Raw genomic sequence first — 23,540 nt, forward strand, 5'->3', positions numbered from 1 at the left:
TTTGACTTTGGTCGGTCGGAAGCAAAATGCTAGCTCATCTTGCTTCCTTCCAATAATTTAATCTCTGTTGCACTTCATTTGAGAATCCAAGTATTTAATTCAAAAGTCGGATATGGATAATGATGGCATTTTTATAATGAAATGACATGTCGATGTTAAATGCCTATATACAGGGGCTAGCCATTGGTTTTAGCCTGATTATTGCCATTGGTGCGCAGAACGCTTTTGTGTTGAAACAAGGATTGAAACAGTAGCATATCTTTGCCATTTGTCTCTGCTGTGCATTATCAGATGCCATCCTGATTTCAGCTGGAGTTTTAGTTTTCTCACAGCTGATGCTGTTATATCCGCATTGGCTGAACATTGCCAAGTATTTGGGTGCGACGTTCTTGTTGATCTATGGTGCACAACATTTTTATCAGACCTGGAAAAGTGAGCAGCGCTTAATATCAGACCAAGATGCAGAGCCTGTCTTATATAAAGTCCTATGCATCTGTCTAATACTGACCTGGCTGAATCCGCATGTCTACCTAGATACTGTGATATTAATGGGGTCTATCTCCACCCAATATGCAAATGCACAACTTTATTTTGCTCTGGGAGGAATCACTGCCTCCTTCGTATTCTTTTTTAGCCTGGGCTATGCGGCATGTTATTTGCAACCGGCTTTTCATCGCCCTCAAGCCTGGAAGATACTGGATATACTGATCGGCTGCGTGATGTGGTCAATTGCGATTTCTTTATTAAATAAAGTCTATTGGGAGCATGAATCTAAGAAAAAGACATGAAGAGAAACTTCATGCCTTTTTAGGGGAGGAGAGCAAGTTAAGCCGCTTGAAGGGCTTTTAAATCCTCTAGCACCTGCTCAGCATGACCTGCAGGTTTCACTTTGCGGTATTCTTTAAGCAATATGCCGTTATGGAAAATAAAAGTTGAGCGTTCAATACCCATAACTTTTTTGCCATACATATTTTTTTCTTTGATCACATCAAAGTGATTACATAACACTTCTTCTTTATCGCTAATCAGATTAATCGTCAGATTTTGCTTTTCAGTAAAGTTTTGATGGGCTTTAACCGAATCACGTGAAATACCAATAATTGTGGTATTTAAAGCATCAAACTGATCTTTTAGGCATGAAAAATTGACCGCTTGAGTGGTACAGCCGGGGGTAGAATCTTTGGGATAAAAATAAATCACCAGCCATGGTGTATCCAGTTGAGCTAAATTGATTTCACCTGTCGTTGCAGGAAAATTCTGGTCAAGTAAACTGATCTCAGACATGACTACTCCAATTTCTATAGATTTTTCAAAAAAATAAGCCACATATTGTGGCTTATTCTAGCAAATAATCTGGACGGATTATTTCTTTGCTGCCTGAGCAGATTTCATCGCTTCTTCAGTTAAATTTTTCAATTTACCAGTCAGCTGCGGACCGAAACATGCTTGCAGATCTTTATTCTGTTTTTGTACAAACGCTAAAGTACCCGGGCTTTTTTTCTGGTTAATCGTACTTTGGATTTCCCATTTTTGAGCATTGGTCAGCTTGCCGTCTGCTTCTACAGCACAGCTACAATACTTGCTCACTTCAGCAGCAGTCAGTTTTTTGCCTTTAGCAGTTTCATCTTTACAAACATTGATCAATGCAGCTTTAACATTGGTGCTTTTATAAGCTTGTTGTAATTTGTCTTCAGCTGCATGAGTTGCCGTTGTAAACATTGCCGCAGCTGAAACGATCGCTGAAAGAACGATACTTGATTTTAACATTTTCATATATTCTACCTTGTCTTTACGGTATATAACGTGTCGGGTCTTCAACACCTGCGTCTGCAAAACCTTGTTTGCGTAAACGACAACTGTCGCATTTTCCACAGGCACGTCCTAGGTCATCTGCCTGGTAGCAAGATACCGTTTGACTGTAGTCTACGCCATGTTCCAGACCTAAGCGAATAATATTTGCTTTGGATAAATGTAACAAAGGTGTTTCAAATTTGAGCGCCTGACCTTCAATACCGACTTTGGTGGCAAGGCGAGCCATGTTGGCAAAAGCTTCAATAAACTCTTGGCGGCAGTCTGGATAGCCCGAATAATCCACTGCATTAATTCCGATTACGATGGCCTCAGCGTGTAAGACTTCTGCCGCTGCCAGGGCATAAGAGAGGAAGATGGTGTTGCGTGCAGGTACATAGGTAATAGGAATACCTTCCTGTTCCTGATCCGGGATCTCAAGGCTAGGATCAGTCAGGGCTGAGCCACCCAGGTTACCTAAATCAATATTAATTACACGGTGTTCTATACCTGCACGTTTTGCCAAGGCACGTGCTGCGTCCAGCTCGGTGGTAGAGCGCTGACCGTACATAAAGCTTAGCGCAATACATTCATACCGTGCCTGCGCCCAAGCCAGACAGGTTGTTGAGTCTAATCCGCCAGATAACAATACAATGGCACGAGGGCGCATAACTGATACTCCAAAAATAACTTTATAAAAAATTAACGACCTGTTTCATCGTTCCATAACAACTTGTGAAGTTGCAGCTGGAAACGAACCGGGAGATGGTCTTCCAAAATCCATTGGGCTAAATCACGTGCCAGTGCTGGCAAGTGTACCGAACCTTTTTCAATCGCAAATGCGGGCGAAAACCAAACTGTACTGACTTTCTGCTCCAGTTGATAGAGCTCTACCTGCTGTTTTGACCATTCATAGTCTTCACGGTTACAAATGACGAACTTGATCTGATCACGCGGGCTTAAATGGTCCAGATTAGAAAGCAGATTTCGTGAAACTTCACCTGAAGTTGGGGTCTTTAAGTCTAAAATTTTAGATACACGCGGGTCTACCTTTGACACATCGAGTGCACCGCTGGTTTCAAGCGAGACTTCACAGCCCAAATCTGCCAGACGTTGCATCAAGGGCAGGGCATTGGGCTGCGCTAAGGGTTCACCACCTGTTACACAAATATAAGGGGTTTTAAAAGCGAGTGCAGTCTGAATAATATCATCCAGAGCTTGACGTTCACCGCCTTCAAAAGAATAGGTGGTATCGCAGTAGGTACAGCGCAACGGACAGCCGGTTAAACGAATAAATACCGTTGGCAGTCCAGCCGCATTGGCTTCACCTTGTAATGAATAAAAGATCTCCGTAATGCGTAAACCCGCAGACGGATCAGAAACAGGAATAGCAGAAGATCGAAGCATATTCATAACACTATTAACCACTGAAAAAATAATTAGGTATAAAAATAAAAATCCCTACGATCATTGCTAACCGTAGAGACGAGGAGCGGTTGAGGCCCCGACGAACAATAAATGTTCCGCAGCAGATTACATCTTAATCTTCACGAAGTAGGTCATTTAGGCTGGTTTTAGCCCGAGTTTTGGCATCTACTTTTTTCACGATGATTGCAGCATACAGGCTGTATGTACCACATTTAGAAGGAAGGCTGCCCGATACTACGACAGAACCTGCAGGAACCCGACCATAGTAAATTTCGCCAGTTGCACGGTCATAAATTTTGGTAGACTGACCAATAAATACGCCCATGGAAATAACGGAACCTTCTTCTACAATCACACCTTCTACAATTTCAGAACGCGCACCGATGAAGCAGTTATCTTCAATAATAGTTGGGCCTGCCTGAAGTGGTTCAAGTACCCCCCCAATGCCTACCCCACCTGACAGGTGAACATTCTTACCAATTTGTGCGCATGAGCCGACGGTAGCCCACGTGTCCACCATGGTGCCTTCATCAACATAAGCACCAATGTTCACATAAGAAGGCATCAATACCACATTTTTTGCCTGATAAGAACCCTTACGCGCTACAGCAGGAGGAACGACGCGCACACCCGCTGCTTTAAACTGCTCTTCGGTCCAGCCGGTAAATTTGGTATCTACCTTGTCATAGAAACGAAGGTCACCAGCTTCCAGCGGTTGATTGTCGTTTAATTTAAATGATAACAAGACTGCTTTTTTTATCCATTGATGAACTATCCATTCACCATTGATTCTTTCTGCGACCCGTAAAGTACCATTGTCCAGACCAGCAATTACGTCCTCTACTGCTTGACGGACTTCAGTAGGACAATCTGCTGCGCTAAAATTTGCACGGCCTTCAAACGCTTGCTCAATGATTGTTGAAAGCTGAAGCATGAGTTTCCTTCCGAAAAAAATTTCCAATATTTTACACTATATTTTTGGGAAAAAAGTAAAAACTCGGCAAGGTGATGGCTAATTTAAAAAGTAAAGTGATAAGTATAATTTCTTTATTTTTAATGTGTACAAACATTGTTTAAAAAACACTTACCATTCAACAAGAAAAACTAATTTGTATCAAAAAACAACAAAAGCTAAGCAAAACTTGCATAAAAAATATTCATTAACTCCTTTATATTGAGCTCATCACATAACTAATGATCAAAAAAAAGTTCTTTTAAGGAGAGAAATAATGAAATCTTTATATCAAGCTTTAGCTGTATCCGTTTTAGCGGTAGCAGCAGGCTCTACAATGGCGGCTGATGAGACAGTTGTGACAGATGAGGGTGTGGCCTCTTTTTCTTTCTTTAAACCTGCTTCTGTTCGTGCTGAAGTCGGAACGACCGGTTATGGTGGCGCACTTTCATGGAGTGTGAACCCATATGTAGGTGTAACCTTAGGTTATAACGGCGGAGATGTTTCCTGGTCTGATGACTTGTCAATCAATGGCTCGAAATACGATCTGGATATGGACAATAACCTAACCTATTTAAATGCCGAAATCCGTCCTTGGGCCAACTGGTTCTATATGGCCGCGGGTGTAGGTTATATTGATAATGATTATGGCCTAGAGCGTCGTCCAGGAACTAATGCATCATTTAAAGTAGATGGATCACGCTTTAATGCAGGCAATACAGATGTTCGTATTGACGGTGATTTATCCTATAAAAACAATCTTGCACCGTATGTAGGGATTGGTTTCTCACCAGCAATTACCAACCGTTGGGGGGTATTCGGTGAAGTGGGTGCCTACTATAATGGCAATCCAACAGTTAATTTAAATGCTAACCAAGCTGCCTTAGGTTTGGTGGGTGATGATGGCCGTACCTTGGGGCAGGCGCTTGATGCTGAAGAGCGTGAAATTCGTAATGACAACGAGTATGAATGGCTACCAGTTGCCAAACTGGGTGTAAGCTTCCGTTTCTAAACATTCATCTCAGCAATAAAAAAACAGGCTACGGCCTGTTTTTTTATTTATCATCTTGTTGATAAAACTGAGTATCTATTGCCGGGATGAAGTCGTAGAGTCATGGCAGCCTTTTCAGGTGAGTTTGAAGGGGAAGACTGTGATAGGTGAGAATCCTTGAAGGATATATACCGAATGGCTTGATGGCCGGTTTTTATACTAAGGTCGGGCTTGGTAGTGTTGTGGCTTAAACCTACTATAGTTAAAACCTAGAGATCTAATAATCTAAAGAAAACAACGACAAATTAAGACAAATCAAAGGAAGAGAGCATTCATGAGTTTTGCAGCCCAGATCAAGATTCCCGCCACTTATATGCGTGGAGGTACGAGTAAAGGCGTATTTTTTAAGCTGGATGACTTGCCGCTTGCTGCCCGGCAGCCGGGCCGAATTCGTGACCAGCTCCTGCTGCGTATCATTGGCAGTCCTGATCCCTATGGCAAACAAATTGATGGGATGGGGGGAGCAAGTTCAAGTACCAGTAAAACTGTGATTCTGTCCAAAAGCCAGCAAGAACATCATGATGTAGATTATCTGTTTGGACAGGTGTCGATTGATCGACCTTTTGTTGACTGGAGTGGCAATTGTGGCAATCTGACCGCAGCAGTAGGTGCATTTGCGATTTCCAATGATCTGGTGGATCAGGCACGTATCCCGGAAAATGGAATATGTACAGTCCGAATCTGGCAAGAAAATATCCAGAAAACGATTATTGCGCATGTGCCCATGCAGAATGGCCAAGTGCAGGAATTGGGTGATTTCGAACTGGATGGAGTTACTTTCCCGGCGGCTGAGGTGCAGATTGAGTTCCTGGACCCGGCGGACGACAATGCCGAAGGTGGCTCAATGTTTCCGACAGGGCACCTGACCGAAACGCTGCACGTGCCAAATATTGGCAGCTTTGAAGTCACCATGATTAATGCCGGTATTCCAACCGTATTTTTAAAGGCTGAAGATCTGGACTATAACGGCACCGAGTTACAGGAGCATATTAATAATGATGCCGCTGCACTGGCAAAGTTTGAAACCATTCGTGCTTATGCTGCCAAGCAGATGGGACTGATTCAGGATATTAGTGAAGCTGCAACCCGTCAACACACGCCGAAAATTGCTTTTGTTGCAGCACCAAAGACTTATATTTCTTCTAGCGGTAAAGAAGTCACCGAAGCGGATAGCGATATTCTGGTACGGGCCTTATCTATGGGGAAGCTACATCATGCCATGATGGGTACAGCTGCGGTCGCAATTGGAACGGCTGCTGTAATTCCGGGGACATTACTAAACCAGATTGCCGGTGGGGGAGAACGGGAATCGATTCGCTTTGGCCATCCTTCAGGAACTTTAAGAGTCGGCGCACAAGCAGTTCAGGAAAATGGTGAATGGAAGGTAAAAAAGGCCATCATGAGCCGTAGTGCGCGTGTGCTGATGGAAGGCTGGGTGCGGGTGCCTGAAGATGTTTTATCTTAATGCTTTTTTCAAATCGCCTAAGTAACCTTCTGGCCCTGCGTCGGGTTTTTATGGGTCAGAAGAAGTGCTTTCCTGGATCTATCTTGTATTAATCCAGAAATTACAGAACAACAGGTCGATTTAAAGCTGAAAATTCAAAGTAATTCTAGGTACAATGCCTGATAAGCGCACAGGCGTTTAGCCGCTTGTCATTCTATTTTTCTGGACTACGTATTCGAGGCGAATGTGTCATCTATTACTGACGTATCAACCCATGCATTAACTCAAGCACAACAACGGATTCACCATGACTTACTGGCCGCTTTAGAGGCTTTTGCCATTCCTGAACCGCTAAAGTCGGCAGTCCATCATGCCGTGATGCTTGGCGGCAAGCGGGTACGTCCAGCCCTGTGTTATGCCACCGCCTCCCTAAAGCCCAACCAGAATACTGCTGCGGTACGCCGTGCGGCTGTTGCGATTGAATTTATTCATTGTTATTCACTGGCCCATGATGACCTGCCATGTATGGATAATGACCTGTTACGCCGTGGGCAGCCGACTTGTCATGTGGCCTATGGTGAAGATACAGCGCTGTTGGCCGGAGATATTCTGCAGTCCATGGCTTTTGAAATTCTGGGTAGCCGCCTGTTTGATCAGGGACCGGCTGTCGAGTCATCAATTGTCTTGAAGCAGATGCAGATTTTAGCAACGGCCTCTTCAAAAATGGTCAATGGTCAGGTGCTTGATTTACAGGCTGAAGGCAAGAAAATTGATCAAGAGGCTTTAGAAACCATTCACCGTAATAAAACCGGTGCTTTAATCAGCGCAGCAATCATGATGGCGGCAGTGACAATCTTTGAAGGAACCGATCTGGCGATTCCTAAACTGCGTGAATTTGGACAGGTCATTGGTTTGGCCTTCCAGGTGCAGGACGATATTCTGGATATTATTTCCGACACCGAAGTGTTGGGTAAAACCGCAGGCAAGGATGAACAGGTTGAGAAATCGACGTATCCGGCCCTAATGGGTTTGGAGCAGGCCAAAACTTATGCCCAGCAATTACATGATCAGGCATTGACTGCTTTGGCTCATTTTGAAGGGGAAGCTGAGGAACTGATGCACATTACCCAGTTCCTGCTCCATCGTAAAAGCTAGTTGGAAAGATTGTGCCAAGACAGATGAAAACCCATCTATAAAAAAAGAGGACTTAACGTCCTCTTTTTAATGAATCGCCCAATTATTTGCTTTGGTTATACAGACGTTCTGCTTCTTCAAAACGTGTAGTAATTGCGGCAGTTGGGGTTTTGTCTATCAGGCTCACCAGTACAATCGCAATCCATGAGCACATAAAGCCGGGGATAATTTCATAGATTCCAGCTGGAATAACTCCCAGACCAGTAATGCCGAGTGTGTTTTTCCAGAGAATAACCATAGCAGCACCGACGATCATCCCTGCCAGAGCGCCATTTAAAGTCATGCGCTTCCAGAACAGTGACAGAATAATCAGAGGGCCGAAGGCTGCACCAAAACCGGCCCAGGCATAAGACACCAAGCCCAGTACTTTAGATTCAGGATTACCCGCCATCCAGATGGCAAGCAGGGCAATCAGCAGCACCATTAAACGGCCGACCCAGACCAGCTCTTTTTGTGAAGCATTTTTACGCAGAAAAGACTTATAAAAATCTTCGGTGAGGGTGCTTGAACAGACCAGAAGCTGGCAGCTCAAAGTACTCATGACAGCGGCCAAAATTGCAGCCAGCACAATACCGGCAATCCATGGATTAAACAGGATTTTGGTCAGTTCCATAAATACTGTTTCAGGATTGGTACTCACAACAATGGCTAATTCTGGATGAGCCTGGAAATAAGCAATACCAAAGAAACCGGCTGCGACTGCACCGCTCAGGCAAAGAATCATCCAGGTCATACCAATACGGCGTGCATTCGGAATCGACTTGACGGAATCTGCCGCCATAAAGCGCACCAGAATATGCGGCTGGCCAAAATAACCTAAGCCCCATGCCATCAGTGAAAGAATGGCTACGGTACTCAGATCACCCACCAGATTCATGGCTTGTGGACGGGCAGCTTCCAGCGCCAACGTGACCTGTGACAGATCGGAGAACGTCAGCAAGGTCACAATTGGCGTCAATAAAAGTGCAAAAATCATCAGGCCAGCCTGAATAGTATCGGTCCAGCTGACAGCCAGAAAGCCACCAATAAACACATAGCTGATGGTCGCAATCGCACTGATCCAGAGAGCTGTACTGTAAGACAGGCCAAACATACTTTCAAACAGACGGGCACCGGCGACCATGCCTGAAGCACAATAAATCGCAAAGAAAATCAGAATGACAAAGGCTGACACAATACGCAGGACTTTCTTCTGGTCATTAAAGCGGTTGGAGAAATAATCTGGCAGGGTCAGGGCATTGTGCTGGACTTCGGTATGTACACGTAAACGCCCGGCAACCAGTAGCCAGTTCAGCCATGCGCCGATGATCAGGCCAATTGCAATCCACATCTCTGACAGGCCAGAGAGATAAATTGCACCTGGCAAGCCCATTAGTAGCCAACCACTCATGTCAGAAGCCCCGGCAGAAAGTGCAGTTACGAAACTACCTAAACGTCGGCCCCCTAAAATGTAATCAGAAAAGTTATTGGTTGCGCGATAAGCCATCAGGCCAATCACGACCATGGCGACGATATAAAGAAGAAAGGTAATTAAGGTCGGATTTAGGGGACTCATACAATATCCATTTTCGAGTTTTCACAGGAGATCGAAATAAGGACTTTCATGATGACCAGAGTGACGTCGGGACGTATATTTCCAGCCAAGTCCGAAGGATTTCAAAATAAATGCGAAATTTAACCATAAATTCACACTCTTTGCTGAGATTTCTTGTCCCAAAGGAAAATAGGCAACCTGATGGCTGCCTGTTTTCAGAAGAGGAAGAGGGCATTTTAATGATTTCTTCCCATCACGCCGCGGATGGTATTGAGTATATCGGCAGGCAATACCACAGTTTTGGCATTTGGAGATTTGGCCATATCTTGCATGGCTTTGACATATTGTTCACCAAGTAAATATGCCACCGGGATTTCATTATCTCCAATTGCAGAGGTCACCATGTCAATGGCACGTTGTGAAGACTCAGCCAAAACGACTTGTGCTTCCGCATCACGGCGTGAAGCTTCCAGACGACCATCCGCTTCCAGAATGGCAGCCTGTTTTTCACCATCGGCCTTGGTTACGGTTGCACGGCGTTGACGTTCTGCAGCGGCTTGCTCTTCCATCGCGGTCTGCATTGTAATAGATGGCTTAATATCTTGAATTTCTACGGTTTTTAAGGTGATGCCCCAGTCTGAAATATCATCTGAAATACTGGACTTTAAACGTGCTTTGATATGGTCACGTGAAGATAAAGCATCATCCAGATCCATTTCACCTACAATAGAACGTAGTGAAGTCTGAACCAGGTTTTGGATGGCCCAAGAGTAATTTTCAATACCGTATACGGCTTTTTCAGGTGTGGTCAGGTTGATATACGCCACGGCATTCATGAGCAGCACCGCGTTATCACGGGTAATCACTTCTTGAGAGGGAATATCCAGCACGATATCTTTGGTTGTGACTTTATAGGCGACTTCATCGACATAGGGAATGACGAAATTCAGGCCCGGATTCAGGGTGGTATGGTATTTACCGAGTCTTTGTACGATCCACTTATAACCTTGCGGAACAATACGCACACCTTTAAAGATGGTAATTGCAACAAAAGCTAAAAATGCAAGAACAATTATAGAGCCACTAGACATAGCTTATTCACCTTTTTCATTTTGATAATGAGTGCTGTGGGGTTGTACGACCAGGTCATTGCCGAGAATTTCTACGACACGAACACGATCTCCGACCTGTACCTTATCCAGTGCCCGGCAATTCCATTCATCTGAGCCTAATACCGGCATGGGAAAGCGTACCCGGATTTGCCCATGCTCCATATTGGTTTGAATGACCATGCCAATTTGACCAATCGTGGCTTCACGTGACAATCCGGCCTTGGTCTTGTCGGTTGAAAGCGGCTTGATAAATTTGAACCAGAGTAGCGTACACAGAACCGAAAGCACGATCCAGGTCAGGAGCTGGGTGGTCAGACCCATCATCGGGAACATCCAGTACAGAATACCGACCATGAGGGCACCTATCCCGAACCATAGGGCAGCAAATGCAGGCAAGAGTAATTCTGAAAGGATCAGCAGAATCCCTAATACAAACCAGTGCCAAGGTTCAAGAACTAATTCCATATCGTGACCTATATCGCTAAGTATTTAATTAATCATCATCTTTATATGATTTGCTCCAATGTAACAGATGCTGCCACAGATGAATATAAAAAAACTCGTGGATCAGAATCTGGCAGGGCGTGGCGGTTTAAATGCAGCCGGAGACTGTTTGAAATCATGAATGGCTTTTTCAATGGCGCGAATTTTCAGCTGGGCGGCTTTTTCACCTTCCAGAATGGTGGCATTACTGGACTTTAAATCAAGCGTGCCGATATGGCCCACTTGCGGCTGAATCACCACGGTCGCTTGTTTCAGCTCTTCATTAATACTTTGCTGTCCCATGATATTAATAGTTTGATCCAGCAGTCCCCACATATTGATGGCTTTGCTGCTGTCCGGCCGGGCAGAAATATCTACGGCAATCACCAGATCGGCGCCCATATCCTTGGCCGTTTTAACCGGAATCGGGCTGACCAGACCGCCATCAATATATTTTTTGCCGCCAATGACTGCAGGCACAAAGACATTCGGAATACTGCAAGAGGCACGAACGGCTTGTCCAGCATTGCCTTTAATAAAATCTGCCTTACGTCCATTGTCTAACCGGGTAGCAACTGCGGCAAAACGGATCGGGAACTGTTCAATGGGTTTGTTCGCAATCTGGCTATTGACGTAATCCTGAAGTTTTTGGCCCGCAATAATTCCTTGCCGGTTCAGGGTTAAATCCCGAATATCGGATTCTTTAAAATTCAGGGCAATTTGTTGTAATTGATAAGGAGACTTACCGCTAGCGTACAGGCTGCCGACAAAACTTCCGGCACTGGTGCCAGTGACAATTTTAGGTTTAATACCATGTGACTCCAGGACTTTCAACACCCCGATATGGGCAAAGCCTTTGGCTCCGCCGCCGCCAAGCGCAACGGCGACCACCGGTTCGCGCGCTTTAATCGGAGTCGTAGCAGTCGGAGTTTTACTGGCTTTATCACAGCCAGCCAAGCTTAGGCCAAGACAGCCAATAAAAGCATAATGAGCGAATTTCATTGTAGAAAATGACGGTTAAATCAACAAAATTGAGGCTATCACATCAAAAAAATTGGTTTTTGCCTAGCCTTTTTTCAAAAGCTTTTGTAACGGCTTCGCCACCCAGGCCGGATTTTTTGCCGAGAACTTGCCTGCATAATGTTGATAGATCTGTTCCAGGTCGTATTCATAGTCACCGGTCAGATGATAAACACCCAAGATATGGATGGTCTTGAGGTCATAATCAAAAGAGAACATGACAATCGGTAGCTGTGCCTCTTGGGCAATATAATAAAAACCGCTACGGATTTTTTCCGGTGCCTTGCGAGAGCCTTCAGGCGCCATACCAATCCAGATTTGTTCGGACTGTTCAATAATCTCTACAATCTGCCGGGTTTGTCCTTGTGCGCTACTTCGGACGACTGGCACCACACCCACCCACTCCAGAATCGGTTTCAACGGAGTACGAAACAAGCTGTCTTTCCCAAAAATAGTAATCTGGATTCCAAGACCCAGCAGCGCATTAAACCCCAACCAGGCATCAATATTGGAGGTATGTGGCGAAATAATAGCAACTGCTTTAGGCAAATCCGGAAATTCTCCTTCGATTCGCCAGCCTTGGGCTAAAAATAGCTGCTTAAAAAAGCTCCGGCTCAGTTTGCTACCGCGAGAAGGAACATGCGGAGGAAGGGTGGGAAAGCGTGTCATGGTCATCAGCGTTTCTTCCTGAAACTCATTTCTCTTTATTTTTGATCATATTAGACTGTTGTAAAATCTGGATCATTGGCAAAATATATAGCATTCTTTAATGCCTTTGGTGCATTTTATCTTTCGGGGACCTAGTCTAAATATGCGGAATACTTATATTTTATTGTTTTCCCTATATTGGGCGCAGGGACTTCCAGTTGGGTTTATGACTCATGCCTTACCCGTGATTCTGCGAGCACAGGGCGTGTCTTTGGCGCATATCGGGGGCTTTGGTCTGCTCATGTTGCCCTGGTCGGTTAAAGTCTTCTGGGCGCCGCTGGTTGACCGTTACGGAGTTAAAACCCAAGGGCATTATCGAAGCTGGATTATTCCACTGCAATTGCTGTCAGTTGCCGTATTAATAGGTCTGTCTTTTTTACCTATTCAGGCTTTAAACCAGCCATTGTATCTACTGGCCTTTTTTACCGCATTGCTACTGATGAATGGAGTTGGTGCGACTCAGGACATTGCTACCGATGCGCTGGCAGTTAATATCTTGAAAAATGAACAGCAGCATTGGGGCAATACTTTTCAGGTGATTGGCTCACGTCTGGGTTTTATTGTGGGTGGCGGGGCCATTTTATTGTTTCTGGATTTACTGCAATGGCAAAGCACTTTTTTATTCTTGGCTGCACTGGTTTTTCTAAATACGTTGCCGATTTTAAAATTTAAAGAACCCTTGCACCATTTAGCTGTATCCGAAACAGTGCCGGCTTCGACCCGAATTCGAATTAAAACCTATTTTCGATATTTCTGCTCGGATTCCACCTTGGCTAAATGGCTGCTGGTATTACTCACCTTTAAGGTAGCCGATGGATTATCCGGGCCGTTATTAAAACCTTTAATGGTTGATATGGGCTTGAGCCTGAGCCAGATTGGTATCTACGTGACCATGTTAGGGGCTTTTGCTGCCTTGCTCGGCGCAGGGTTGGCGGGCTGGTGTCTGAAATACTGGTCTCGACCGCGAAGTCTGCTAGTTTTTTCAATAGTTAAAATATTGACGCTGATGGCTTATGCCTGGTTAGCCGGACAATATGAAGCACAACTACCAATCAATCATTGGGTCATTTATGCCATAAATGCCGCAGAAGATATGGTGTCTGCCATGCTTTTGGTGGTGATGTTGACCTTGATCATGCAATACAGCCGCAAGCATCTGGCGGGTACGGATTTTACTTTTCAAGTTTCGGTGATGGCCACAGTGAGTGGTGGCTTATATAGCCTGAGCGGGATATTAGGAGATTATCTGGGGTATACACAGTATTTAACCTATATTGCATGGATCAGTGTATTGCTATTATGGCCGATCATATTGTGGTGTAGAACAACGCAGAAATCCTAATCATTGCAAAGCATCAATTAAATCCGTATTAAAAATAATCAATATATTTTAAAAATGTCGTTAATACATATTTTAGCTAAAAGTATGAGATAAAAATGATTTCAAACTGAGTTAAAAATTGTTAAATTCCTGATGTTTTCAAACGACTTGTTATATAGGCAGGTTAAAACGTAAATCCAGTAAAATCAGGTGATGTGATCAGGATGATGTTTTAACCCTGCATATTGTTCAGGAGTTATCTCGCGAGATAATCAAATAAGTCAGTTTATAATTATAGATATTCAACAGGGTTTAGGTTTTTGGGAATCAGCAAGCTTTCAAAGCCAATGAACGTTTGTTCAATATGGAGAATGTAATGAGTCAAGTTTTAACACGAAAGTTTTTAGCTAAAGGATTAGCAGTTGCAGTAACCACCTTAATGATGGGGACGGTTGCACATGCTGAAACACAAGAGCAAAAAGAAATTAAGCAGTTGCGTCAAGAAATTGAAGCATTAAAAGCATTAGTCGTACAGCAGCAACAAGTTCAGCAAAATCAAGCCGTGCAGATTGAACAGGTTAAAGCGGCACCCCAACTATCAGCAGCTGCACCGAAAGCGCTAGCTACAAAATCAGATACCGAAGTGAAGCTATATGGTTTCGTTCGTGGTGATGCGAACTATATCATTGAAGGTTCAGCAGGAGATTTCTCTGACGTTGCTAAAACCAATGGTCAAACCAGAGATAAGCTCGTCGCAACAGCAAAAACAACACGAATTGGCTTAGATTTTAAAACCAATGTCAACGGTGCAGAGGTGGGCGGTAAACTTGAAAGCGATTTCGCAGGGTCTAGTGATTCATTCCGTATACGTCACGCATATTTAACCTATGAAAACTGGTTGATTGGTCAAACCCAATCTAACTTCTTGTCAAATCACGCCCCGTTTATGATTGACTTCAGCACCAACGTCGGTGGGGGTACTACACGTATACCAATGGTTCGTTATGGTTTTGATTTGACACCGGCAACACAATTGTTCCTGGCGGCAGAAAAACCAAAATCAACTGCTGTACACAGTAAATTAAATGCCGAAGGCAAAGAAGTAAGTGTTGAACATATTAAATCAAGCACACCAACACTAACCGCTAAATTGGCACACAACTTTGATGACAACAAAGGTAATGCATCTGCGCGTGCTTTAGTTGAAGTGTATAAAGATGAAGATATCAACAAGCGTAAAACAGGTTGGGGTCTAGCAGCAGGTACAACGTATCAAGTGCTTGATCCTTTAAAAGCGACGCTAGATGTCAGCTATACCAAAGGTGTAAACGGTATTTTGTATGGTACCGATGCCAATGCTGCATTTATGGATGATGAAAATGACCGTCATATTGAGCAAAATGAAATTTGGGCGGTACAAACGGGCTTAACCTACAGCATTTTACCTAACTTAAAAACCTCACTAGGTTATGGTGCATTGTTTGCTGATAAAGACTCAGACTATGCAGAGCTCAATAAGACTGCAAACAAAGAAGTACAACAAGCATGGTTAAACCTGGTGTATTCACCAGTTAAACCGCTTGAGTTTGGTATTGAGTATGTCAATGGTGAGCGTAAAACCTTTAATAATGAAAAATTCAAAGATAACCGTATTGGTTTAATGAGCAAATATAGCTTCTAATTGATAAGCTGAAGTTTTAAAAAAATCCCACCACTCGGTGGGATTTTTTTAAAACTTCCTTGACGAGAAGATATCTTTAATAAAGCCTGGGGATTGCTACAGGCTTGAAATACAAGTTTTAATTTGGAGTTTTTATTTGAGTAAGCGCTGGAATTAGGCAACTTTATATCTTACTTTAGACATTGTGGGTGGTTCGTATGATGAACAAGCATGACCTTTCTGTGAGCGTAAGAGGGTATATCTCTTATACAAAGCTCGGCCATAATCAGAATTTTTAATTTATCTGAAACATCGGTCTACTTTAAGTGACGCGATAACTGTTCATGGCTTCTGTCCAATCCGCGCTCGTACAACGTGGGCAGATCTGTTCTACATGAGAAAGATGCTGAACTTGTCCACAGTAAATACAGGCGTAAAGCTGCTCTGGCTTCACGTCTTGAATGGTCATACAGGTTTTGGGGAAAAGAGGTAAGCCAGGTCGAACATCCTCTGGCTTAAAAAATAGGATACTGAACTTTCCATCTGTTTCCAGTAGTCCGGTACGGACCTGTCCCAGATGTTCGATACCTTGCTGACGCATTTCAGCAAAGAATTCATCATGTGACATTTTACCTTTTTTGATTTCTTCGACCACCAATCTGCCATTTTCAACGATATAAATCGGTTTGCCTTCGAGCAAATCTTCAAAGGGTTGATACTTCATCATCAGCCATGTGGTCAGGCGGTACATAGTAATGATAATACTCATAATGAGCAGTGCCTGAATCAGGGGCAGATCCTTGGTAAACATCGGATCACCGGCAATCGAGCCGAGGGACAAAATAATGGCCAGCTCAAATACCGAAAGTTGCCGTACGCCACGTTTACCGGTCAGCCGTAAAAATAGAATAATCATGATAAACATACACACACAGCGCACCACAATTTCAGTGGCAAATTCCCAGGTGGTATCGTGGATAAAGATCGTGGCCCAATCCATATAAGCTGTCTCTGCATCTCATTATTGGTTTAGAGTCTAGCAATCTGACACGTTTATTTGCTCTGTGTTTATGTAAGCTTTTGAATACAGAAAACATTAACTTAATAAAGCGAATTTCAGATTTAGATCGCAATATAAATTTTATTGAGTGAGTTTATTGATCTAACCGAGTACTGAAAATAAGTTTAATCCTGTAGGGCATAAATTTTTTCAATCTGCATAATCAGTTGATGACTTAGATCGTGAATATGCTGGCTATGCTTGCTAAGTAAAGCTTGATGTTTGAGTTGTTTTTGATCCTGCGGCTGCAATAAATGTTGTTGCAGAATCTCTTCAGAATGAAACAGTTCAAATGCCAGTTGATTCAGGTTGGAGTCATAAATTTGACTATGTACAAAGATATGCAGTTCCTTGGAAAAAACTGGAATTAGTTCCAGATATTCAGTTTCCAGCGTTTGCAGGATATTCTGGGTACTTTGCTGATGTGACTGCATTTGTTGAATAAATTCAGAGCTATAACGGCGAATACGATAGAGGGTAGGGAGCAAGGTGACAAAGTATTTCTGTTTTTGCTTGTCTTGCAGGGCATCATCACGATTTTGTGCCAAATGGTTTAAATACAAGGGCACACTAATCGCCACAAAAATTGCAATTACAGAGCCAATCGCTTGCACCCATGCGGCAAGTTCCTGATTAAAGATTAAATCTGCTTGCGTCGGCATCTGAATCTCCTTTTCAGTACAATAATGACTGGAAGTCCTGTCGTATTGATTCCTTGATATTAAACAAAAACTGCCCAAATAGGGCGAATATTTGTACCGAGTGTGGGCATACAGCTCAGGTATAAAAGCGTTAAACTTAGCGCTCTGTCCTGTTTTTCTTGCATGTCATGTCTTTTGAGTTAAAAACTACGCCACAAGCTGTTTTAGACGCCTCACCCCAGCATAGAAAGCTGAATGTGCTGATTGATCAGATTGAGCAACAAAAGCGGCTACTGCTGGCATGGCAAACTGCTAAAGATGAAATTCGTGTCTATAGTCAAAAGGCGCTCCTGCCTGCGTATCGCGAGTTATATAGCACGCTGTATGAGCAAATGCAGATACTGTGGAATAGCCTAATTTATTATGATTTAAGCAAGTCAGATCGCGCCGTGGTGGAAGATAAAATCCAAACGCTTGCTCGTTTACTCCAATGTTCTCATTTGCTGAGTCAAAAGCAGTTAGATGAAGTAGAAAATATGTATGCTTATTATCAGCAGGCAGATGAATATTCAAAGAAAAAAACCAAAAAGAAAAATATAGACAGTTTTGATCAATCTGAAAATATTGAATCTCCCGCTGATGAAGATTGGAATAATGACCAATACCAACAAGCAAAAGAGCAAGCCAAATTAAAGCGTCAGCAAGATAAACAAACCCAAGCCGAAAAGTTAGTAAACCAGTCACTTAAAACCGTGTATTTAAAAATTGCTTCGATTATTCATCCTGACCGCGAACCTGATGAATCTAAAAGAGTTGAAAAGACTGAACTATTACAACGTGTCAATGAAGCCTATGAACAGGAAGATTTGTTCTGTTTACTGAAACTTCAGCTTGAAGTGGAACAAAGTAAAACTGGTGCAAATAAGGGTTTAAACGCAGAGCAAGTCAAGTTTTACCAACATGCGTTGGAAGCGCAAAGCCAAGCATTAAAGATGCAGATTCAGGAGTTGATTGACTCGCTCGTTTGGTCAAATAAAGCCAAAATTGCAGTCCAGAAGTCGAAAGGGCGATTGAATATTACGGACTTATATAAGCAGATTGATGCGGATGTGTCTGCGGTCAAGCAACAGCTGAAAGCAGAAAAGCAAAGACTGAGCTTTATGGGGAAAGAGAGTGGGTTGGAGATGTTGTTGGAGCATGGCGTGCTTTAATGCTTTTCTCCCTTTCCCTTTGGGATGAGGAACAACATTCTGCAAGGGGGTGAGGGTTGTTTTTTTAGATTCGCCTCTCCCTTGCGTAGCAGTGCTACTCATCACTTGCGCTTCGTTTTAAAGCAGCGCTTTAAAACTTGCTCAGGAGAGGGAACTTCATTGTGTATCGTATAATGACAATAAATTTAAGAGGGAAATAAAAATGAAAATAGATCCCCAATTATTAGAATTCGCCAAATACATGCGCCACTCTGCCACCGATGCAGAACATCTGATGTGGCAAATCCTACGTGCCAAGCGGTTTATGGGCTTAAAATTTAGGCGTCAGCATGTGATCAAACCTTATATTGTGGACTTTTATTGTCATGAAGTTGGTTTAGTGATTGAGTTGGATGGGAGTCAGCATGGAATGGATGATGCGATTGGATATGATGCTGAACGCACCAAGTTTTTAGAGGCGTTGGGTTTAACCGTTGTGCGGTATTGGAATCATGATGTGTTGAGTGGGACGGATGTGGTGTTGGGGGATTTGTGGAATGTGTGTTCACAACTGAAAAAAGATTAGTAATGAAAGCTCCTTCTCCCTATGAGAGAAGGCGGGGGATGAGGGAAGAATTAATAATGAAAAAAATTTAAAAGCACCTCTCCCTGACCCTCTCCTGAAAGGAGAGGGAACTCCATTGTGAAAGTTGTGCAGATACTAAATCAAATGACACTCCCTCTCCCTTTGGGAGAGGGCTGGGGTGAGGGTTATTAAAAATACCGTGATTGAATCATCTTAAAATGATATAAAAACATATAATTAAGAATTTTTTAGGGGGATGTAGTGAATTCTAAAGTTGAAGTCAAAACTAAAGAAGATCATGGTCTATGGTATGACAATAATATTGATCCATACAAAGGATTAGCAGAAATTATTGCTGTAACTTTAAAAAACTCCTTAATTTCACAAAAGATTAGTTTTGTAGATGTTCCGTATCGGCATAAAACTAAAAAAAGTTTTCTCAAAAAAATTAAAGATAAGCTTTCAGAGAAGGATTATAGCCCAACCTCAATGACTGATTTGGCTGGTGTTCGTGTGATTACATTAATTGAATCAGATGTACAAAAAGTTTGTACCCTTATTGAATCGATGTTTAACATCCATAAAGCGGACAGTGTAAATAAGTCTGAAAACTTAGGTGAAGAGAGAGTAGGTTATCGTTCTATTCATTTTGTGTGCGATGTCGGAGAAAGTAGGGAAAAAATGCCTGAATTCTCAGCCTATAAAGGATTATGCTTTGAAATTCAGGTGAGGACAGCTCTAGAGCATGCATGGGCAGAAATAGAACATGACCGGGGTTATAAACTAGGTGGTAAACTGCCTTCACATTTAAATCGTCGTTTCAAGCTTTTGTCAGGACTATTAGAATCTGCTGATTTAGAGTTTAATAGACTTACAGTGGAAATTGAAAATTATGCAAAAACAATTGATATAAAAGAAGATAATAATGAAATAGAGTTTGAATTAACAACTATCGGTATTTGCTCCTTGCTCGATGATAAGTATCCACATCTGATTACAGTTAATAGCTTTTCTGCAGAATTAGTAACTTCCGAAATAATTAAAGAAATAGAAGATTTTGGAATCAAGACTTTAAATGAGTTAGATAGATTAATTAGGGAAGCCACTAAAAATTACAAATTTTCTAGTGAAAATAGTTACATCGGTTTTTTAAGAGATGTGATGTTAATAACAGATATGGAGAAATATTTTAAAAATTCTTATTCTAATATGGAAGATCAATGGGGTAGTAATGATAATGATGGTTTTAAACTTCTATTGCAAAAATATTCTGAAAAGGCAATTAGAGAAGCACATAAAAAATATGGAGTTTTTCTGGAGGGATAAATAAAAAACCCCCTCAAATAAGGGGATTTTTTTGAATCAACCTACAGCATTAAAGCGCCGCAATTTGCTCCATATTCGCTTTAATCTTCGCGAGCTGATCAGCAAACTCAGCAAGCTTCACTTTCTCGCCTTCAACTACAGCAGCAGGTGCTTTGGCCACAAAACCTTCATTGGCTAACTTAGTTGCAATTTGGTCATGCTGTTTTTGAACCTTGTCGAAGTCTTTTTGTAGACGACCCAATTCCGCTTTAGGGTCAATTAAACCCTTCATTGGAACGAATACAGACACATGACCGACTACAGATGAAGAAGACAATGGTGGTTGTTCAGCATCTGCAAGGAAGGTAATGCTTTCAACTTTAGCCAATGCCTTGAACAATGGTTCAATACGTGCAATTTGTGCTTTTTCAGCATCAGTAGTGTTTTGAAGCAGAACAGGCAACAAGCGTGCATTGCCTAGACCCATCTCACCACGGATGTTACGTACCGCACCAATCAAACCTTGCAGCCATTGCATGTCCGCTTCAGCTTGGTCATTGATTAACGCTTGCTCAGCAACAGGGTACTGCGCCAACATAATGGTTTCGCCAGAAATGTTGAGTTTCGGCGCAAGCGTTTGCCAGATTTCTTCTGTCAGATAAGGCATCAACGGATGAGCCAAACGCAAAGACGTTTCCATTACCGCAAGGAGAACACGACGCACTTCAGCTTTACGCTCTTCAGATACGGTTTCATCATTTAGAACTGGTTTAGTGAGTTCCACATACCAGTCACAGTATTCATTCCAGATGAACTCATAAATCGCTTGCGCAGCCAGATCTAAACGGTAGGTTGCAAATGCGGTCTGCACCGCTTGTTCCGCTTTTTGCAGACGGCTGACGATCCATTGTTCAGGCAATTCCCATAGGTCTTGACGTGCTTCTGAACCAATGGTTTGACCTTCAACATTCATCATCACAAAACGGGTTGCGTTCCAGATCTTGTTGGCAAAGTTACGGTAACCTTCAACACGTTTCATATCGAACTTGATGTCACGACCGGTGTTGGCAAGCGCACAGAAGGTGAAACGAACCGCGTCAGTACCGTAAGACTGAATCCCTTCAGGGAATTCTTTACGGGTTGATTTCTCAATCTTCGCTGCCTGTTTCGGGTTCATCAAACCTGTTGTACGTTTTTGTACTAAAGTTTCAAGATCCACACCGTCAATCAAATCTAGCGGGTCAAGCACGTTCCCCTTAGATTTAGACATCTTCTGACCTTCACCGTCACGTACCAGACCATGTACATATACAGTCTTAAACGGTACTTGTGGGGTGCCATCTTCATTTTTCATGAAGTGCATGGTCATCATGATCATGCGGGCAACCCAGAAGAAGATGATGTCAAAACCAGTGACCAGTACATCAGTCGGGTGGAAGGTATTTAAGAAATAGTTCTCAGCATCTTTTTTCGCATCGCCGGTCCAGCCTAAAGTCGAGAATGTCCAAAGAGCAGATGAGAACCAGGTGTCCAGTACGTCTTCATCTTGGCTTAACTGAACGTCAGCAGGGATGTTGTTTTTCGCCCGTACTTCAGCTTCGTCACGACCCACAAATACATTGCCGTCAGCATCGTACCAAGCCGGGATACGGTGACCCCACCACAATTGACGCGAGATACACCAGTCTTGAATATTGTTCATCCACGCCATGTACATGTTGCTGTACTGCTCAGGTACGAACTTGATACGGCCGTCTTGAACCGCTTCAATGGCAGGTTTGGCAAGTGGCGCGATCTTCACATACCATTGGTCTGTCAATAACGGTTCTACGATGACACCTGAACGGTCACCACGAGGTGGTTTTAAAGTATATGGTTGGATTTGGTCTAACCAGCCTTCTGCTTCTGCTTGAGCGACCAATTTTTTACGTGCTTCAAAACGTTCTAAACCAATGTAGTCCGCAGGGGCAGGAATGGTTTTAGAAATTTGCTCGCCCGCTTTTGCGATGTATTCAAAATCGCTCAACACTTCCGCATTTTTGTTGAAGATGTTGATGATTGGCAATTCGCAACGTTTACCCACTTCATAGTCATTGAAGTCGTGTGCAGGGGTGATTTTTACACAGCCTGTACCGAATTCTTTGTCGACATATTCATCTTTAACAATTGGAACCGCACGACCAGTAATTGGTAGGATGATGTTTTGACCTACCAAGTGCGCATAGCGCTCATCATCAAGCGCAACCGCAACCGCTGTATCACCGAGCAATGTTTCAGGACGAGTGGTTGCCACCACGATGTGGTCTTTACCGTCGTGGGTACGAAGTGACTTATCTTCAAAGAAGTATTTGAAGTGCCACAGTGAACCTGCTTCTTCTTTATCCGACTCAACTTCAAGGTCAGAAAGCGCAGTTTGTAGTTTTGGATCCCAGTTAACCAGACGTTTACCGCGGTAGATCAAGCCATCTTCATGCAATTTTACAAACACTTCTTTGACTGCATTGGATAGACCATCATCCATGGTGAAGCGTTCACGTGACCAGTCCACAGAAGAGCCCAGACGACGGATTTGATGCGTAATATTTCCGCCTGATTGTTCTTTCCACTCCCAGACTTTTTCAATGAACTTTTCACGGCCCAGATCATGACGGCTGATACCTTCTGCACCGAGCTGACGTTCCACCACCATTTGGGTGGCAATGCCGGCATGGTCAGTTCCTGGCTGCCAAAGCGTATTTTTGCCAGACATGCGGTTATAACGGGTCAGGGCATCCATAATGGCATTGTTAAAACCATGACCCATATGCAAGCTACCGGTGACGTTTGGCGGTGGAATCATGATACAGAATGATTCACCTTTTTCAGAGGGCTTGAAATAGCCACGCTCTTCCCACGTTTGGTACCATTTTTTCTCGATCTCAGTCGGATCGTAAGTTGTAGCAATATTTTGCGCTGAATCAGTCATAGTTCGAACAGATCAAAAGTAGATGAAAAATTGTAGCTATTGTAGCAAAAAAAATAACGACTGCGGCAGTCCAAGCAGATGCAAACTTTAACCGGACT

The 23,540-nt window shown here is 43.1% G+C and carries 21 protein-coding genes and 1 pseudogene; 9 read left to right on the forward strand and 13 right to left on the reverse strand.

The window, feature by feature from the left end; translation table 11 throughout:
- Positions 1-146 precede the first annotated feature (146 nt).
- Positions 147-788 (forward strand): annotated as a pseudogene (locus NI461_RS02390) (LysE/ArgO family amino acid transporter).
- Positions 789-825: 37 nt separating this feature from the next.
- Here the strand turns inward: NI461_RS02390 and NI461_RS02395 are convergent.
- The 5 genes from NI461_RS02395 to dapD form a co-directional block, all read right to left on the reverse strand.
- On the reverse strand, positions 826-1,284 hold the full coding sequence (locus NI461_RS02395) for a peroxiredoxin (protein ID WP_253156423.1): 459 nt from the start codon (positions 1,282-1,284) through the stop codon (positions 826-828).
- Positions 1,285-1,362: 78 nt separating this feature from the next.
- Positions 1,363-1,773: a hypothetical protein gene (locus tag NI461_RS02400; protein ID WP_151205363.1), complete on the reverse strand. Its 411-nt coding sequence runs from the start codon at positions 1,771-1,773 to the stop codon at positions 1,363-1,365.
- Between the two features lie 16 nt (positions 1,774-1,789).
- Positions 1,790-2,458: a 7-cyano-7-deazaguanine synthase QueC gene (queC, locus tag NI461_RS02405; RefSeq protein WP_151205364.1), complete on the reverse strand. Its 669-nt coding sequence runs from the start codon at positions 2,456-2,458 to the stop codon at positions 1,790-1,792.
- A 32-nt stretch (positions 2,459-2,490) separates the two neighbouring features.
- Positions 2,491-3,201, reverse strand: a complete 711-nt coding sequence (gene queE, locus NI461_RS02410) for a 7-carboxy-7-deazaguanine synthase QueE (RefSeq protein ID WP_151205365.1) — start codon at positions 3,199-3,201, stop codon at positions 2,491-2,493.
- A 127-nt stretch (positions 3,202-3,328) separates the two neighbouring features.
- Positions 3,329-4,150, reverse strand: a complete 822-nt coding sequence (dapD, locus tag NI461_RS02415) for a 2,3,4,5-tetrahydropyridine-2,6-dicarboxylate N-succinyltransferase (protein ID WP_253156424.1) — start codon at positions 4,148-4,150, stop codon at positions 3,329-3,331.
- 295 nt (positions 4,151-4,445) lie between these two features.
- Here dapD and carO point away from each other — a divergent pair, with 295 nt between their 5' ends.
- The 3 genes from carO (at position 4,446) to NI461_RS02430 (ending at position 7,818) form a co-directional block, all read left to right on the forward strand.
- Positions 4,446-5,180 (forward strand): ornithine uptake porin CarO, encoded by a 735-nt coding sequence (carO, locus tag NI461_RS02420; protein ID WP_253156426.1) that lies wholly within the window; start codon positions 4,446-4,448, stop codon positions 5,178-5,180.
- A 313-nt stretch (positions 5,181-5,493) separates the two neighbouring features.
- Entirely contained in the window at positions 5,494-6,684 is a 1,191-nt protein-coding gene (prpF, locus tag NI461_RS02425; protein WP_253156428.1) for a 2-methylaconitate cis-trans isomerase PrpF, read from the forward strand.
- Between the two features lie 225 nt (positions 6,685-6,909).
- Positions 6,910-7,818 (forward strand): polyprenyl synthetase family protein, encoded by a 909-nt coding sequence (locus tag NI461_RS02430; RefSeq protein WP_253156430.1) that lies wholly within the window; start codon positions 6,910-6,912, stop codon positions 7,816-7,818.
- A gap of 82 nt (positions 7,819-7,900) precedes the next feature.
- Here the strand turns inward: NI461_RS02430 and putP are convergent, their stop codons facing one another.
- The 5 genes from putP to NI461_RS02455 all read right to left on the reverse strand — a co-directional run bounded on the left by putP (position 7,901) and on the right by NI461_RS02455 (position 12,681).
- Complete coding sequence (putP, locus tag NI461_RS02435) at positions 7,901-9,412, reverse strand: sodium/proline symporter PutP (protein WP_253156431.1); 1,512 nt, start codon at positions 9,410-9,412, stop codon at positions 7,901-7,903.
- A gap of 215 nt (positions 9,413-9,627) precedes the next feature.
- Positions 9,628-10,482, reverse strand: coding sequence for an SPFH domain-containing protein (locus NI461_RS02440; RefSeq protein ID WP_151205570.1), 855 nt, complete (start codon positions 10,480-10,482; stop codon positions 9,628-9,630).
- A gap of 3 nt (positions 10,483-10,485) precedes the next feature.
- Positions 10,486-10,968, reverse strand: coding sequence for an NfeD family protein (locus NI461_RS02445; protein WP_151205569.1), 483 nt, complete (start codon positions 10,966-10,968; stop codon positions 10,486-10,488).
- Between the two features lie 102 nt (positions 10,969-11,070).
- Positions 11,071-11,988 carry a patatin-like phospholipase family protein gene (locus NI461_RS02450; RefSeq protein WP_151205924.1) on the reverse strand — a complete coding sequence of 306 codons (918 nt, stop codon included), beginning with the start codon at positions 11,986-11,988 and terminating at the stop codon, positions 11,071-11,073.
- A gap of 63 nt (positions 11,989-12,051) precedes the next feature.
- Positions 12,052-12,681, reverse strand: a complete 630-nt coding sequence (locus tag NI461_RS02455) for a 1-acyl-sn-glycerol-3-phosphate acyltransferase (protein WP_253156432.1) — start codon at positions 12,679-12,681, stop codon at positions 12,052-12,054.
- A gap of 136 nt (positions 12,682-12,817) precedes the next feature.
- Here NI461_RS02455 and NI461_RS02460 point away from each other — a divergent pair, with 136 nt between their 5' ends.
- Both NI461_RS02460 and NI461_RS02465 read left to right on the forward strand, forming a co-directional pair.
- Positions 12,818-14,056, forward strand: coding sequence for an MFS transporter (locus NI461_RS02460; protein WP_253156433.1), 1,239 nt, complete (start codon positions 12,818-12,820; stop codon positions 14,054-14,056).
- A 355-nt stretch (positions 14,057-14,411) separates the two neighbouring features.
- Entirely contained in the window at positions 14,412-15,716 is a 1,305-nt protein-coding gene (locus NI461_RS02465; protein ID WP_253156435.1) for a DcaP family trimeric outer membrane transporter, read from the forward strand.
- A 301-nt stretch (positions 15,717-16,017) separates the two neighbouring features.
- Here NI461_RS02465 and NI461_RS02470 read toward each other — a convergent pair whose 3' ends face one another.
- Positions 16,018-16,695 carry a DUF421 domain-containing protein gene (locus NI461_RS02470; protein ID WP_253156438.1) on the reverse strand — a complete coding sequence of 226 codons (678 nt, stop codon included), beginning with the start codon at positions 16,693-16,695 and terminating at the stop codon, positions 16,018-16,020.
- Positions 16,696-16,880: 185 nt separating this feature from the next.
- A complete protein-coding gene (locus NI461_RS02475) occupies positions 16,881-17,417 on the reverse strand; it encodes a hypothetical protein (protein ID WP_151205155.1) in 537 nt (178 codons plus the stop codon).
- A gap of 167 nt (positions 17,418-17,584) precedes the next feature.
- Here NI461_RS02475 and NI461_RS02480 point away from each other — a divergent pair, with 167 nt between their 5' ends.
- The 3 genes from NI461_RS02480 (at position 17,585) to NI461_RS02490 (ending at position 20,498) form a co-directional block, all read left to right on the forward strand.
- Positions 17,585-18,607, forward strand: a complete 1,023-nt coding sequence (locus NI461_RS02480) for a molecular chaperone DnaJ (RefSeq protein WP_151205929.1) — start codon at positions 17,585-17,587, stop codon at positions 18,605-18,607.
- A gap of 202 nt (positions 18,608-18,809) precedes the next feature.
- Positions 18,810-19,172 carry an endonuclease domain-containing protein gene (locus NI461_RS02485; RefSeq protein WP_151205930.1) on the forward strand — a complete coding sequence of 121 codons (363 nt, stop codon included), beginning with the start codon at positions 18,810-18,812 and terminating at the stop codon, positions 19,170-19,172.
- Positions 19,173-19,433: 261 nt separating this feature from the next.
- A complete protein-coding gene (locus tag NI461_RS02490) occupies positions 19,434-20,498 on the forward strand; it encodes a GTP pyrophosphokinase family protein (RefSeq protein ID WP_253156439.1) in 1,065 nt (354 codons plus the stop codon).
- A 49-nt stretch (positions 20,499-20,547) separates the two neighbouring features.
- Here the strand turns inward: NI461_RS02490 and NI461_RS02495 are convergent, their stop codons facing one another.
- Entirely contained in the window at positions 20,548-23,442 is a 2,895-nt protein-coding gene (locus NI461_RS02495; protein ID WP_151205933.1) for a valine--tRNA ligase, read from the reverse strand.
- Positions 23,443-23,540: the final 98 nt, after the last annotated feature.

The sequence above is a fragment of the Acinetobacter sp. S4400-12 genome, assembly GCF_024129495.1.
Taxonomy (GTDB): domain Bacteria; phylum Pseudomonadota; class Gammaproteobacteria; order Pseudomonadales; family Moraxellaceae; genus Acinetobacter; species Acinetobacter lwoffii_C.